At 67.1% G+C, this 14,116-nt stretch carries 11 protein-coding genes; 5 read left to right on the top strand and 6 right to left on the bottom strand.

Translation table 11 applies throughout. The features are described from left to right. Nucleotides 1-193: 193 nt before the first annotated feature. From glgB to H8F24_RS15260, 6 genes are all read right to left on the bottom strand, one after another. Nucleotides 194-2,497: a 1,4-alpha-glucan branching protein GlgB gene (gene glgB, locus H8F24_RS15285; RefSeq protein ID WP_370594759.1), complete on the bottom strand. Its 2,304-nt coding sequence runs from the start codon at nucleotides 2,495-2,497 to the stop codon at nucleotides 194-196. Nucleotides 2,498-2,572: 75 nt separating this feature from the next. Beyond that, nucleotides 2,573-3,358: a DUF3887 domain-containing protein gene (locus H8F24_RS15280; RefSeq protein ID WP_197170155.1), complete on the bottom strand. Its 786-nt coding sequence runs from the start codon at nucleotides 3,356-3,358 to the stop codon at nucleotides 2,573-2,575. A gap of 60 nt (nucleotides 3,359-3,418) precedes the next feature. Further along, nucleotides 3,419-4,999, bottom strand: coding sequence for a CocE/NonD family hydrolase (locus H8F24_RS15275; RefSeq protein WP_231598311.1), 1,581 nt, complete (start codon nucleotides 4,997-4,999; stop codon nucleotides 3,419-3,421). A gap of 56 nt (nucleotides 5,000-5,055) precedes the next feature. Next, complete coding sequence (locus H8F24_RS15270) at nucleotides 5,056-5,268, bottom strand: Nif11-like leader peptide family natural product precursor (RefSeq protein WP_197155220.1); 213 nt, start codon at nucleotides 5,266-5,268, stop codon at nucleotides 5,056-5,058. A gap of 180 nt (nucleotides 5,269-5,448) precedes the next feature. Next, on the bottom strand, nucleotides 5,449-5,841 hold the full coding sequence (locus tag H8F24_RS15265) for a DUF4332 domain-containing protein (protein ID WP_231597881.1): 393 nt from the start codon (nucleotides 5,839-5,841) through the stop codon (nucleotides 5,449-5,451). Between the two features lie 4 nt (nucleotides 5,842-5,845). Next, complete coding sequence (locus H8F24_RS15260; protein ID WP_197155217.1) at nucleotides 5,846-6,313, bottom strand: Ycf51 family protein; 468 nt, start codon at nucleotides 6,311-6,313, stop codon at nucleotides 5,846-5,848. A 67-nt stretch (nucleotides 6,314-6,380) separates the two neighbouring features. On the opposite strand from H8F24_RS15260, the gene H8F24_RS15255 reads away from it, so the two are divergent. From H8F24_RS15255 to H8F24_RS15235, 5 genes are read left to right on the top strand one after another with little or no spacing between them, the layout of a single operon-like run. Further along, a complete protein-coding gene (locus H8F24_RS15255; protein ID WP_197170153.1) occupies nucleotides 6,381-10,805 on the top strand; it encodes a translocation/assembly module TamB domain-containing protein in 4,425 nt (1,474 codons plus the stop codon). A 52-nt stretch (nucleotides 10,806-10,857) separates the two neighbouring features. Beyond that, nucleotides 10,858-11,826, top strand: a complete 969-nt coding sequence (locus H8F24_RS15250; protein ID WP_370594758.1) for an ROK family protein — start codon at nucleotides 10,858-10,860, stop codon at nucleotides 11,824-11,826. Nucleotides 11,827-11,833: 7 nt separating this feature from the next. Next, entirely contained in the window at nucleotides 11,834-13,144 is a 1,311-nt protein-coding gene (locus H8F24_RS15245; protein WP_197170151.1) for a glutamate-5-semialdehyde dehydrogenase, read from the top strand. Nucleotides 13,145-13,154: 10 nt separating this feature from the next. Further along, nucleotides 13,155-13,526, top strand: coding sequence for a dihydroneopterin aldolase (gene folB, locus H8F24_RS15240; RefSeq protein ID WP_197155197.1), 372 nt, complete (start codon nucleotides 13,155-13,157; stop codon nucleotides 13,524-13,526). Beyond that, nucleotides 13,523-14,113: a triacylglycerol lipase gene (locus H8F24_RS15235; protein ID WP_197170150.1), complete on the top strand. Its 591-nt coding sequence runs from the start codon at nucleotides 13,523-13,525 to the stop codon at nucleotides 14,111-14,113. The genes folB and H8F24_RS15235 overlap by 4 nt, the downstream gene beginning before the upstream one ends. Nucleotides 14,114-14,116 lie beyond the last annotated feature (3 nt).

Raw genomic sequence — 14,116 nt, 5'->3', positions numbered from 1 at the left:
AGAAAAATCTCCCGAGCAGAAGCCCGTCCTGACGGACAGGTCTTGCCTGCGAATCTGGGCATAGTCTAAGAGCCGTCTCAGTGGATTCTGCTCTCTCCGACCCGAAGTTCACTCAGGCAAATTCATGCCAGGGCTGACCCTGGATTCTGGAAGCAGCCAGAGAGCTGGGTATGCAGATCTCTTCTGTGGAGACTCAGGCTTCCCCTGTCGCTTCAGCGGCTGAAGAGATCTGACTGCGGGCCTCATCACGGCGAAGAATCAGCACACTCAAGGGCGGCAGGCAGAGATCCAGCGCCTGGTCGTAGCCGTGGATACTCCAGGGATCAGTGAATTTTCCTCCGAGGTTGCCAAGATTGCTGCCGCCGTAGCGAGCACTGTCGCTGTTGAACACCTCGGCGTAGAAGCCCTCGATCGGGACTCCCACCCGGTAGTGGGAGTGGCTCTGAGGCGTGAAGTTCGCCACCACCAGCAGCCAGCCACCACCGGTGCTGTCGCGGCGCATGAAGCTGATCACCGAGTGGCGGTTGTCGTTGCAATCGATCCACTGGAAACCGTACTCATTGAAATCATCGCGCCAGAGTGCTGGTTCCGCCTTGTAAAAGGCATTGAGATCATCCACCAACCGCTGCAGGCCCAGGTGCGACTCGTACTGGAGCAGGTCCCATTGCAGATCTCCCCAGACATTCCATTCAGCCCGCTGGCCGAACTCCATGCCCATGAAGATTGTCTTCTTGCCCGGGTGGGTCCACATGTAGGTCAGAAGGGCCCGAACATTGGCAAACTTCTGCCAGTCATCGCCGGGCATCTTGTGAAGCAGGTTGCTCTTGCCATGCACCACTTCATCGTGGCTGAGGGCGAGCATGAAGTTCTCGGTATAGGTATACCAGATTGAAAACGTGATGTTGTTCTGATGGAACTGCCGGAACCAGGGATCGAGCTCGAAATAATCGAGCATGTCGTGCATCCAGCCCATGTTCCACTTCAGGTTGAAGCCAAGGCCACCGATGCTGGTGGGCTGGGTCACCATCGGCCAGGTGGTGGATTCCTCCGCGATCGACAGAGCACCTGGGAAGTGCTGGAACAAGACATAGTTCGCCTGCTGCAGGAAGCGCACAGCTTCGAGGTTCTCACGTCCGCCATTCTCATTCGCCAGCCACTCTCCATCCGGGCGCAGATAGTCGCGATAGAGCATCGAGGCGACCGCATCCACACGGATGCCATCGATGTGGAACTGATCAAACCAGTACACCAGATTCGCCACCAGGAAGTTACGAACCTCATTGCGGCTGTAGTTGAAGATCAGCGTGCCCCACTCCTTGTGCTCGCCGATGCGCGGATCGGCATGCTCGTAGAGGTGCGCGCCATCGAAGAAGGCCAGGCCATGGCCATCCTTGGGAAAGTGGCCGGGAACCCAGTCGAGAATCACACCGATGCCCTCGGCGTGGCAGCGGTCCACGAAGGCCCGGAACTCATCAGGGCTGCCGAAGCGGCTGGTGGGCGCATACCAGCCGGTCACCTGATAACCCCAGGAGCCATCGAAGGGATGCTCGGAGATCGGCATCAGTTCGATGTGGGTGAAGCCGCGGGCCTTCACGTAGGGGATCACCCGATCGGCCAGCTCCGGGTAGGTGAGCAGCCGGGCACCCGGTTTGAGATCGGCCGCAGCCACCGGCTCCCTCACCGAGCCGTCAGGTTCCACATAGGGCTGATCGGCGCTGGCGTGCATCCAGCTGCCCAGGTGCATCTCGTAGACCGAGATCGGCTGATCGAGCGGGTTGGCCGCATCCCGCCGGGCCATCCAGTCGGCATCATTCCAGGCGAAGCTGGCCAGCCCTGCGATCCGCGAACTGGTGTTGGGCCTCACCTCGTGCTGGAAGCCGTAGGGATCGGCCTTCTGGTAGCAGTGGCCCGCCTGGGTGCGGATCTCGTACTTGTAGAGCTCGCCGCGGCGCAGACCCGGTACGAACAATTCCCAGCAGCCGCCCAGCCGCGATTGCATCGGATGATGGCGACCGTCCCAGCTGTTGAAGTCGCCCAGGATCGCCACACTGCGGGCGTTGGGCGCCCAGAGGCAGAACTGCACCCCGGCGACGCCATCCCGCTCGCCGGGGTGGGCCCCCATGCGGTGCCAGATGTGGTGATGGTTGCCTTCGGCGAAGAGATGGCGGTCCATCTCACCCATCCATTCCTGGCGGAACGCCCAGGGATCGTGCTGAACGTGCTCGATGCCGCCCCGTTGCACCCGCACCTGATAGGAGCAGCCGGGATCCCCCTCGACCTCGGCCTCAAACAGCCAGGGATGGTTCGGGGTCGCCATCGCCAGGCTGCGGCCGTTGCAGAGGAGTTCGACCTGATCGGCCTCAGGCATCCAGATTCGCACCACCCAGCCGCCATCCGGCAGGGGCTGGGGCCCAAGAACCGCAAGGGGGTGATCGTGCCTGCACTCCGCCAGCCGTTGCCCGTCTTCAACCATCCAATCGAGGCAGACCAGGGCCATATCCATTGACGTGCTGGGCCGGAGCTTAAGCCGCTTTGCCGGGGCGAAGCGACGGCTGGGCCCCGCTGTTGAGGATCAGAAGGCGTCGAGGGGGAAATCGACCCCGATCACCTGGCCCTGCAGGTTGAGAATCACGAAGAGGTTGTCGGTGAGCTGCCCGAACTGGGTGGTGACCAACACCAGCTGCTGCGTCTCATCCCGGCCGGCGAAAACGCTGCCCCGCACCCGCTGGAACGGACCGGTGAGCTTCTGCAGACCCTGCCAGCGCTCCTGCAAGGCGGCCGGCAGCATCTCCTCCTGCATGGCGGCGGACATCAGGCTGCGGGCCGTCAGCACCCGCCCAGCGGCCAGATCCTCAATGAATTTCACGGCGGTGTCCTCGACGGGGATCTGGCTGCGATCGAGCTCCCAGCCGAGAATCTTGCCCTCCCCATCCAGAATGAGCGTGAGGGGCCGGGTGCCACGGGGGGTGACCAGTTCCGCCTCCACCGTGCCGTCATCGGCGCCGAGCACCAGGGATTCGATCCGGGTGCTGCGCACGCCACCCAGCGAGGCGAGGCGCTCCTGCATAGCGGCAGGGGTTGTGAAGCGTCGCACGGGCTCAGCCAGATAGCCATAGAGAGCCCTGGCATCGCTTTGCTGGATGGCGAGCAGGATCCTCTCGGCGGCCTTGCGCAGCTTCTGCTTGGTCTGCTTGCGTTGGGGGCTTGCGACTTCAGCCACCAGGGTGGGGGCTCCATCCCCGTTCCCCTCCAGCGAGCCGAGGCCCGCAACAACCGGTCGAGCACCGAGACAGAGCGGAGTGACCACGCCACCCAGCAGCAGCAATGACAAGGGCAGAGCAGGACGGCGGTGAAGCACGGCAGGGGGTGCGCGGTGGCGACAGTTTGGCCGAAACCGGGATGGTCGAAGCACGTTGCCCTAATCCAGCCCCTCTGATGCCAAGGAACGCAGGCGCAACCGGGCGCCCGGAAGCCTGAACTGAAGAGTGATCACCCGATGGCGGTGGGTCACCGGCCCGGGCGCAACATCCGGGTCTCCCGAGTTCACTCCGATCTGCGGCCAGGAGGAAGCCCCCAGGGACAGGCGCAGGCGCTCGCCGGGCCGCAGCGCCAGCAGCACCGGCTGAAACAGGAGGCTGCGGGGCTGGGGCAGGCCTGAGAGGTTGTTCCGGCAGCGGAGAACCCCGGTGCTCCATTGCCGCACCCCCATGCCATCCGCAGCCACCACGGAGAGGGCACCGCAGAGGTCGTAGCTGGCTTGATCAGCAGCCACGTCGATGCAGAGCTCGGGCTGGCCGAACAGCTCCAGGGGCTCGGCCAGGGGGGGCGTGCTGAAGCAGGCCACATCGCTGCGGGCGTCCAGATCAGCCCGGTCGACCGGACCGGCATCCAGGCCCAGGTGGCCGCCCCGGCCAGGCAGTGGCCTCCAGGGATCGTGCACCAGGGTCAGGGTGCATGCACCGGCACCATCCGCAGGCCCCTCAGTGCTGACCCCGGGGATGAGTTGGCCTTCGTCGACGCGGACGGCCGCCAGCCCCTGACTTCGGAGCCACCAGGCGTCGGCAGAGGGAGCGGCAGGATCTGGGGATCGCCAGGCACCGTCTCCCAGGCGCTCGAGCAGCAGCGGCGGGGGCAAGGGTCCCGGGGGGCTCATCGAGACCTCCGATGCCTTCAGGTGCCGATCGAAGAAGGCCAGCTGCAGGGCATCGAGCCCGCCGCGCCAGTTCAGATGAGACCAGGCACCGATGCGCAGCCACGGATCACCCCCCGCCGCCTGCGACCGCCGCCACAGATCCAGCACGCCGCGAAGATGGGGGTCGTACCAACCGCCGATCAGCAGCATCGGTCGGCGTAGCAGCTCCAGGGGCGCTTGATGGCAGGTCCAGCCCTCCGAGATGGCAGGTTCACGGCCTAACCAGGTCAGACCCATTCCCAAGGGGTCGTGGCGCTCAAGCAGGTTCACGCCCTCCTGCAGAAATGTGCCGGTTTCGAGGCTGCGCCGGATCTCCAGCCAGCCCTCTCCGTCAGAACGACGGGCACAGCCCTGGGCCGCCAGCTGCAGGGCCCAGCCCAACCCCAGGGCCCACCAGTGCGCCCCCCCCTCACTGGCCCAGTGGCAGCGTTCATCAAGACCGCAATGGGCCGGTGCAAGGGCATCGGGGAAGTCCTGCGGGACGCTCCCGTCCGAGAGCACCTGGGTGAGCCCCTGATAGGAGAAGCCGTACGTCCCCACCCGTCCATTGGCGTGGTCCAGGTGGCGAGCCCAGCGCACACAGTCAGCACCATCGGAAGCCTCCTGGGCGAAGCCTCTGAACTGGCCACCGGACTCCCCTCGTCCGCGCACATCGACCACTACCACCTGATACCCCTGAGCGGCATACCAGGCGGGATGGGCGTAGGTCACCGTTGAGGCGATCGCCCGGCCGTAGGGCTGACGCATCAACAGAACAGGCCAGAAACCGGATCCCCGCGGCCGCCAACGCCGGGCTGCCAGGCTCACCCCGTCGCGACACAGGAGGCGGAGGTCCTCCTGGGCCACTGCCAGTGGTGCGGAGGTCAGCGAACCTCAGGGCAGTGAAGCCCGATCACGTAGGTGGTGAGCACCTCGGCATCGACGGGGGTGAGACCCCGCTGCTGCGCGATGCGACTCACCGCCTGCGGGGAGGTGGCTGACATGCCCTGGCTGTTGAACTGCCGCAACTGAGCACAGATGCTCTGCGCCAGGGCAGGGTTCTGCTTCACCGATTCGAGGAGGGGCGAAGCAGCCAAGCCAGCGCTACCGAGGGGGTAGGTGGCAAAACCGAAAAGGAGAGCCCCGGCGCCAGTCAACAAACGATGCAAGGCGGGGCGTGAGGAGTTCAGGAGTTTGGAGCGGTTCGGCATGGTGCCACCCATCGGGGGCTGCATCCATTCCAGTCAGCGGCAACCGGCATCGGGTCGGTACGGGTGTCAGTTCCGGGAGCGACCGAGGCCTTCCCGGGCGGCGGCGATCCACTGCCGCAGTGTGGATAGTTCCAACGCCGGAACCGCCATGCCGGTGAAGCTGCGCTGCAGGCGGCCCATCTGCACCCACAGGCGCTGGGGATCGGCCTGGGCAAGGCCGCGACGGTCCGCAATGCCGGCGTAGAGCAGCAGCGCCGCCTCTGAAGGGTGAAGGCCCACCTCGCAGACCAGTCGCGCCTGGGCACGAAGCTTGATCAGTTGCTTCTCGCTGGCGCCACCGCCGCTGCCGAGATCCCGCAGGGCACGATCGTCCAGCCCGGCCAGGTGTTCCCAGGCCACGATGCCGGCCTGCTCCAGCCGACGCTGCTCGCGATGACAGTGGCGGGGCAGGGGCAGCAAGCGATCAGCCTGCCAGCACGACCGAACCATCCCGCAGGCTGCGGGTGGCCTCACCCAGCACCACCGGACGGCTCAGGCCGGGCGCCACCGTTTCGAGTCGGCGCAGCCTGACCCGCACAAACCCATCCGCGGAATTGCGGCCGCTGCCCCGCAGGTTGCTGGCAACCTGCTCCAGGGTCGGGGCCACAGCGGCCGGGTCGAGATTGGCAGGCGCCGCAGCGATCACCAGATCACCGCCGTTGTCGAACACCACGGGCACGGGCACCGCCCCCTCGATCGACACCCGCGGGCTGTAGCTCACGGCAAAGGCCAGGCAGGAGAGCGACAGCAGGGCGGTGAAGCTGGTGATCCCCACCAGACGGAAGCGAATCCCCCAGGTGGCCAGGAAGCCGATCCCGGTGAGAAGGGCCAGGCCGCCGCTGGCGGCGCCGAGCCACTGGCCCGCCGTGAACAGGATTGGATCGGCAGGCATGGGGGCTGGTCAAGCGGCAGATGACTTTTATATTGCGCCCGTCGAAGACACGGGCAGACCCAGGGGCATGGCGGGCTTGCCGGATTCATCACCATCGGCGGCCAGCTGGTACCGGACGACGACACCCCTCTCCTGCCGGCTGCCCTGGCTGCTCGGCCTTGGCGCTGCCGCGGGTCTGGCCTGGTTAGGGGCTGACCACCTGGCCCGCACCCTCTTCGACCACTGGAAACCACGGCTGGAGCGACAGCTGAGCCAGGTGCTGGGCCATCCGATGCAGCTCGGGCCTTACCAGGGAATCGGCCTCTCGGGGCTGCAGGTGGGACCTTCGAGCCTGGGGCCAGGTGCCCAGGACCGCTCCGAGGCCAGGGTGGCGGGCCTGGGTGTGGCTCTCGACCCGTTTGCGAGCCTGCAACGCTGGACTCCGGTGCTGGATCTGCAGGTGCGCGGTGCCGAAGCCGATCTGCGCCGCAATGCACGCGGTCAGTACTGGGTCCTGGGTAGCCCGACTCGCAACCAGAAGCCACCATCACTGGAGCTGCGGATCAACCTTGCTGATCCGGCACAGCTGCGGATCGCCCCTGCCGGTGTCGACCTGCGCCTCGGCGGCAGGGTCGGCCTGATGCTCCAGGAGCGTCGGATCGATCTGAGCGGCCGTCTGCAGCCGGCCGAAGGTCCTGGGCTGGTGGCGATCGAGGCGGGGGGGCGCTGGGATCGCCAGCGCTGGCAGGCACAGCTCAACCTCCAGCGCCTGCCGGTGAACCTCCTGCAGCGGTTCACGCCCCTGCAGGGCCACACCACCGGGCAGCTGGACGGCCGCCTGGTCCTGGCCCTGAGCCAGGGACGGCCCAGCTGCCGCGGAGCCGTCAGTCTCAAGCAGCTGCGCTGGCGACCCCCTGGGGCGAGCCCCGGCAGCACCACCGGAACGGGAAAACGAGCCGCAACCGATATCAGCAGCCCCACCGCAGACCTGCGCTGCGAAGGCGACAGCCTGGTGCTGGAGCGGAGCATCTGGGGATTGGGAGGCTGGAGCGGCAGCCTGGCCGGTCGGGCCCACCTGCCCCGCCAGCAGGTCAGCCTCAGCTTCAAGGCCCAACCACCACGTCGGGCTCGGGGCAGCCGCACCGCAGCGGCCTTGCCGGCCTTGCAGGGAACGGCGGCCGGCCGCTGGAGCCGTCAGGGCCTGGCGGTCTCCTCTCTGCAGGTGAAGGGCGGTCGCTCCCAGCTGTCGGCCTCCGGCAGGGTGGGGCCGCTGCTGGCGTTGAACGGAACCTGGCGGCTGGATCCCAGCGACCTGCCACTGCCACCCAGCGCCCCCTCCTGGCTGACCGAGCAGACGCTGGCGGGCAGTCTCCAGCTGAGCGGGACTGCGGCGGCACCGGCGTTGGCGGTGCAGGTGCCCCGGCTCACCAATCCCCTCACGGGAGACCTACGGGCTTCTCTGGTGTGGCGTAAGGGGTTGCTGCGGCTGGATGACCTCAGGGGTCCCTACCTGCAGGCCAGCGGTCAGCTGCCGTTACAGCCCTCCCATGAAGGCGGTCTGCGCACCGGGCCGCTGGAAGCTCAGCTGCAGCTCACAGCCTTTCCCCTGCAGAGGCTGGATACCCTCGTCGGCACAAGCCTGCGGGGTGAGCTCAGCGCCTCCGGCCGGATCCACGGCCCGCTGCAGGATCTCAGCCCCGACCTCGACCTCGAGCTGGCTGGCCCCGGTGCCGGTCCCCTCAGCCTGAGCGAGACCTGGCAGGGCCAGCTCAAGGGCACCGGTGCAGGCGCCAGTGCCCTGCAGATGCAGGCCAGCACAGCCAGCGGCGGCAGCCTCAAGGCCAGCCTGGACCGTTCCTGGATGCCGGTGGCCCTCGAACTGACGCGAGGTGGTGGAACGCTCACTCTGACGGGCCGTCCAAGCGCCTACCGCTGGCAGGCCAGCGCCTTTCCTCTTCAGGGCCTGACCCTGGCCTTGGGCCCCCGCAAGCACCCCCAGCCATTGCAGGGCGAGCTCAGCGGTGACGGCAACCTGGCGTTGCAACCACTGGCCTTCGGCGGCTGGGTGACCCTCGCCCAACCGGTCTTCCTTGGTGTGCGGGCCCAGGAGCTGCAGGCCGGATTGCGCTATGCCGACCGGCGCTACCGGCTCACGGCTGATCTGGAACCCCTGGCAGGCGGCTCCATCGCCGCCACCCTCACCGGCCGATGGCAGGGTGCCTACCGGGCCCAGCTGGAGGGACGGGGCCTCACCACCGATCTGTTCCGTCAGCTGGCCCAGGCCCTCCCTCTCTGGCGTGGTGAGGAAGGTCCTCCCCAGGGCAATGCCGCCGACCTCGGCGATCTGGTGATCGATCAGCTGGGGGGCAGCCTGCAGGACCAGCTCATCGCCCTGCAGCGCGCCCGTGAGCGACTGAACCTTGAAGCTGCAAACTCTGCCCCCGAAGACCTGCGCGAGCGCCTTGCCGCCACCCAGGCGCTGGTCGACACGGACCTCACCCTCAGCGGACCGAACCTGGCCCAGACCCACGTGGATCTGAGCGCCAAAGGCCATCTCTGGCTGCGGGGCACCGCTGAGGACCAGGCCCTGGCCCTGGACCCGTTTGTGGTGAGTCTGCAGGGGCCCATCCGCCATGGCGAGGGCAGCTTTGATCTGGCCAGCCTGCCGCTCAGCCTGCTGGCCTTGCTCACCCCCGTCCCCGGAAGCCTGCAGGGATCGCTCTCGGCCAAGGGACGGTATCGGCTGGGCAACGGCCAGCCGGAGCTTGAGGCCGAGCTGGCCCTGCATCAGGGGCACCTGGGCGAAGCCGATCTTCAGCTGGAGCGGGGCAGCGTTCTGCTCAAGGATGGTTTCCTCGACACCGACCTGGCCCTGCGTGCTGCCGGAGCCACGAGCGCCGTCGATTTCACCGGCCGCATCCCACTGGATCCTCAGGCACAGGGTCTGGAGGTGCGCCTGGCCAGTCGCGGCGATGGCCTGCGCTTCCTCACGACCCTGGCCGGGTCGTCGCTCGACTGGGAAAAAGGTAGTGCCGACATGCAGCTGCTGGTGCGGGGCAGCCTGGCCGATCCGATCGCCAACGGCTTCCTGAGGCTGCGCGAGGGCGAACTGCGCTTCATCGGCCAGACGGTGACGGCCCTCGAGGCCACGATGCTGTTCGACTTCCAGGAGCTCTTGCTGCAGGAACTCACGGCCCGGGTGGGCGAGAAGGGTCAGGTCGAGGGAAAGGGAAAACTCGGTCTGGTACGGCCGGTGTCACCTGAACCCAGCCTCACCCTCACCCTGAAGCAGGTGCCTTTCAAGCTGCAGCGGATCGACGCCTTCAGCGACGGTCAACTGGCCTTTGGCGGCAGCCTGCGGGCTCCACTGCTGGGCGGAAATCTGGCGATCCGACAGGGAAGCGTCAATGTCCAGCCGGGCCAGGTAGCTGCCGGCGGTGATGGAGCGGGGGCAAACCAATCAAGCGATGGAGGCGAATCCGACGCCAGCAAGCCAGCCGCAGGAGCCAACCCGGATGTCAATGAACTGCTGCAGCGCAACTGGGCCTTTGACCAGCCGCTGGTGCTGCTGGGCCCGGAGGTGGACAGCAGCACCAGCGACGCCCTGCGCAAGGCGATCCCGAATTTTCCCTACCTGCGATTCAGGGATCTGACCCTGCGGCTCGGTCCTGATCTCAAGGTGACCGTGCCGAACGTGGCCAGCTTCAGCACCGGTGGCTCCCTGCGGCTGAACGGACCGCTGGATCCGAGCCTTCAGGCCGCCGGCGTGGTGCGGCTGCTGGGCGGTCGGCTCAACCTGTTCACCACCAGCTTCAACCTCGACCCCGATGCCCCCAACGTGGCGGTGTTCACGCCGTCGTTGGGACTGCTGCCCTACCTGGACATCGCGTTGCGCACCCGGGTCTCCGAAAATCTCTCCAGCAACCTGGGCGCCAACACCGGTTCAGGGCTGAGCCTGGCGGAACTGGAGGCCCAGGGAGGCTTCAGCTCCTTCAACCAGCTCAAGCTGGTGCGGATCACCGTGAGTGTCAGCGGACCGGCCGATCGCATTGCCGAGAACCTTCGGCTCACCAGTGATCCACCCCTGCCGGAGGAGCGGTTGGTGGCCCTGATCGGCGGCAACTCCCTGGCGGGGCTGAGCGGCGGCAATGCCGGTGCCGCCCTGGCCACGGCCCTGGGGCAATCGTTGCTCTCGCCTCTGCTCGGTTCACTCAGCGATGCCTTCGGGCAGCGGGTCAGCTTCGCCCTCTACCCCACCTACGTGAGCCCGGTGGTGTCCCAGGCCGAGGAACTGCGCTCTCGCCAACTGCCGCCGCAACTGGTGCTGGGCTCGGAAATCGGCCTCGACATCACCGAGCGCTTCAATGCCGCGGTGCTGGTGGCACCGAACCGCTCCGACATCCCTCCACAGGTGACCCTGAACTACAAGGCCTCCGAGAACATCAACCTGCAGGGGTCGTTCGACACCCAGGGGGCCTGGCAGACTCAGATGCAGCTGTTCTTCCGTTTCTGACTCAGTTGTTGAAGGTGGCGCGGCAGGATCAGCCGGCCCTGCCATGGCGGCGATGGCCCAACTGATCGGGATCGACGTCGGCGGAACCGCGATCAAGCTCGGCCGCTTCGACCAGGACGGCCACTGCCTGGCGGAAGCGGAGGTGGCCACGCCCCAGCCGGCCATGCCCGGTGCCGTGACCATGGCGATCGCCGAAGCTGTGGAGACCATCGACCCGCAGCGGCTGGCGCCATGGGTGGGCATCGGCCACCCGGGCCCCAGCGACCAGGCTGGTCGTGTGGCGCGCATCGCGATCAACCTGCCCGGCTGGCAGGACGTCCCTCTGGCCACCTGGCTGGAACCGATGCTGGAGCGTCGGATCACTCTGGCCAACGATGCCAACTGTGCAGCCCTGGGTGAATTGCGCTTCGGCGCGGCACGCGGCTGCCGTGACGTGTTGCTGCTCACTCTGGGAACGGGGGTTGGAGGGGCGGTGATCCTGCAGGGCAACCTGTTTCTCGGCCATCGTGGCGCCGCTGCCGAACCGGGTCTGATCTGTCTCGATCCGGATGGACCGGAGTGCAACAGCGGCAACCGCGGCTCCCTGGAACAGCACTGCAGCATCAGCGGTCTGCAGCGGCTCAGCCCCCTCTCACCCCAGGAGCTCTGCCAAAGGGCCGATGGTGGAGATGCTGCCGCGATCGAGGTCTGGAGTGCCTATGGACGGCTGCTGGGGGTGGGGATCACCTCACTTCTGTACCTGTTCACGCCGGAGCGGGTGCTGATCGGCGGCGGCCTCAGCGGCGCCTGCCATCATTTCCTCCCAGCCGTGTGGGAGGAAGTGACGCGGCGGGTGCTGCCGGTGAGCCGCGAGGGCCTGGACATCCGCCCCTGCGAGCTCGGCAATGGCGCCGGCCGGCTGGGGGCCGCCCTGCTGGCCCTTGAGCGCCTCAGCGCTGGGGAGAGCGGCACAACTCTGATCGGCGCAGCGGAAGTCGACACGATGGAGGTCGACGGAGCAGCGGCTGACGGCTTGGGATGATGAATGGATGAGCCCGTCCATCCCCGATCCGAGCCCGGAACTGCTGCGACGCGCCGCCGCCGTTCGCCGGGCCGCCACCGCCCTGAGCCAGCTCAACGACGACGCCCGCCGCCAGGCGTTGCACGCCATGGCCGACGCCCTCGAAGCCGAGGCCGACCGGATCGTGGCGGCCAACCAGGAGGATCTCGAGGCCGCCGCGACCGACGGACTGGCCCCGGCCCTGGTGGCACGGCTCAAGCTGGATGCCGCCAAACTCGCCGGCGCGATCGCCGGAGTTCGGCAGGTGGCGGACCTGAGCGATCCCATCGGCCGACGCCAACTTCACACCGAGCTGGATCAGGGGCTGGTGCTGGAGCGTGTGAGCGTGCCCCTGGGCGTCGTGGGGGTGATCTTCGAGGCCAGGCCCGATGCGGTGATGCAGATTGCCGCGCTGGCGATCCGCTCTGGCAACGGCGCCATCCTCAAGGGCGGTCGTGAAGCCAGCCGCAGCTGCCAGGCCATCCTCAACGCCCTGCAGCGGGGCCTGGCCAACAGTGCCGTGTCTCCGGACGTGCTGGACCTGCTCACCACCCGTCAGGAAAGCCTGGCCCTGCTCAAGCTCGATGGGCTGGTGGATCTGATCATCCCGCGCGGATCCAATGCCCTGGTGCGTTTCATCCAGGACAACACCCGCATCCCCGTGCTCGGGCATGCCGATGGCATCTGTCACCTCTACGTGGATGCCGCAGCCGATCCGGCCCAGGCGCTGAGGGTGGCCATGGACAGCAAAACCCAGTACCCGGCGGCCTGCAACGCAATGGAAACGCTGCTGGTTCATGAAGCGATCGCCCCCACCTTCCTGCCACAGGCGATCGATACCTTCGCCGCCGCCGGTGTCGAGCTGCGGGGTGATCCGGCCGCATGCCGATTCGGCATCACACTGGAGGCAACGGAGGACGACTGGCGCACCGAGTACTCCGATCTTGTGCTGAGTGTGAAGCTGGTGCCGGATCTGGAGGCTGCCCTGGAGCACATCCGCCAGTACGGATCGCGCCACACCGATGCGATCTGCACCACCGATCCCGTCGCGGCTGATCGGTTTCTGGCGGCGGTGGACAGCGCCGGGGTGTATCTCAATTGCTCCACCCGCTTCGCCGATGGCTTCCGCTATGGCTTCGGAGCGGAAGTGGGCATCAGCACCCAGACCCTGCCACCCCGGGGCCCGGTGGGGCTGGAGGGGCTGGTGACCTACCGCTACCGCCTGCGGGGCGATGGTCATATCGCCTCCGACTACAGCAGTGGCATGCGTCACTTCCTGCACCATCCCCTGCCCCTCTGAACAGCCCCGCATGCTCATCCATGTGCGCGATCTACGGCTCTGGGCCCACGTGGGTGTGCTGGATGAGGAGCGGCAACTGGGCCAGTGGTTCACGGTGTCGTTCAGCCTCGACGCCGGTCTGAACGCGGCCAGCCAGAGTGATCAACTTGAGGACACCCTCGACTACAGCCTGGCGATCCGTGCCCTGCAGCAGCAGGCGAACCAGCTCTGCTGCCTCACGATCGAGCACTACGCCAGCCGCATGCTGGATCGGCTTGAACAGATCTATGGGCCCGTGCCGATGCGGCTGGAACTCTGCAAGTGCCAGGCACCGGTTCCGGGATTCACAGGACACGTGGCCGTGGAGCTGACGCGCAACTGGCCGGCCACGGACCTGCGGTGAGCCCGCCTCTGGTGCTGGTGCATGGGCTGTGGGACACACCGCGCCTGTTTCGCCACCTCGAGGCCGCCCTGGCCGGTGGCCGAAGCGAGCGGCTCGTGCCTCATCTCCCCCATCGCTGCGGGCACACCTCCCTGACGGTGCTCGCTGAACGGCTTGGCGAACGGATCGAGACCACCTATGGCGCCGATCTCCCCATCGATCTGCTCGGCTTTTCGATGGGCGGTGTGATTGCCCGCCTCTGGCTGCAAGGGCTGGGTGGGTATCGGCGCACACGCCGCTTCTTCAGCCTCGGCAGCCCCCAGCAGGGCAGCCTGCTGGCCCTGCCCTGGCCCCAGGCGCTGATGCCGGGCCTGGCGCAAATGAAGCCCGGCAGCCCGCTGTTGCGTCAACTCAACGACGATGTCTCGACGCTCAAGGCTGTGGAATGCCACAGCCTTTTCTGCCGCTGGGACCTGATGGTGGTACCCGGCTGGACAGCCGTGCTGCCGGTGGGAACGCGCCAGGAGCTTCCGGTCTGGACGCACCGGCAGCTGCTCACCGATCCCGCCGCCCTGACTCCTCTGACAGCCTTGCTGCTGCAGGAGTAAGGC

The sequence above is a fragment of the Synechococcus sp. CBW1002 genome (assembly GCF_015840915.1).
Lineage (GTDB): Bacteria > Cyanobacteriota > Cyanobacteriia > PCC-6307 > Cyanobiaceae > CBW1002.
The sequence above is the reverse complement of the archived record's forward strand: the minus strand, read 5'-3'. Positions and strand labels throughout refer to the sequence as shown.

Bases quoted from the DNA above. Each gene is read 5' to 3' on its own strand.
- glgB (WP_370594759.1), bottom strand. From the start codon at position 2,497: ATGGCCCTGGTCTGCCTCGATTGGATGGTTGAAGACGGGCAACGGCTG.
- H8F24_RS15260 (WP_197155217.1), bottom strand. From the start codon at position 6,313: ATGCCTGCCGATCCAATCCTGTTCACGGCGGGCCAGTGGCTCGGCGCC.
- H8F24_RS15255 (WP_197170153.1), top strand. From the start codon at position 6,381: ATGGCGGGCTTGCCGGATTCATCACCATCGGCGGCCAGCTGGTACCGG.
- H8F24_RS15250 (WP_370594758.1), top strand. From the start codon at position 10,858: ATGGCCCAACTGATCGGGATCGACGTCGGCGGAACCGCGATCAAGCTC.
- H8F24_RS15245 (WP_197170151.1), top strand. From the start codon at position 11,834: ATGAGCCCGTCCATCCCCGATCCGAGCCCGGAACTGCTGCGACGCGCC.
- folB (WP_197155197.1), top strand. From the start codon at position 13,155: ATGCTCATCCATGTGCGCGATCTACGGCTCTGGGCCCACGTGGGTGTG.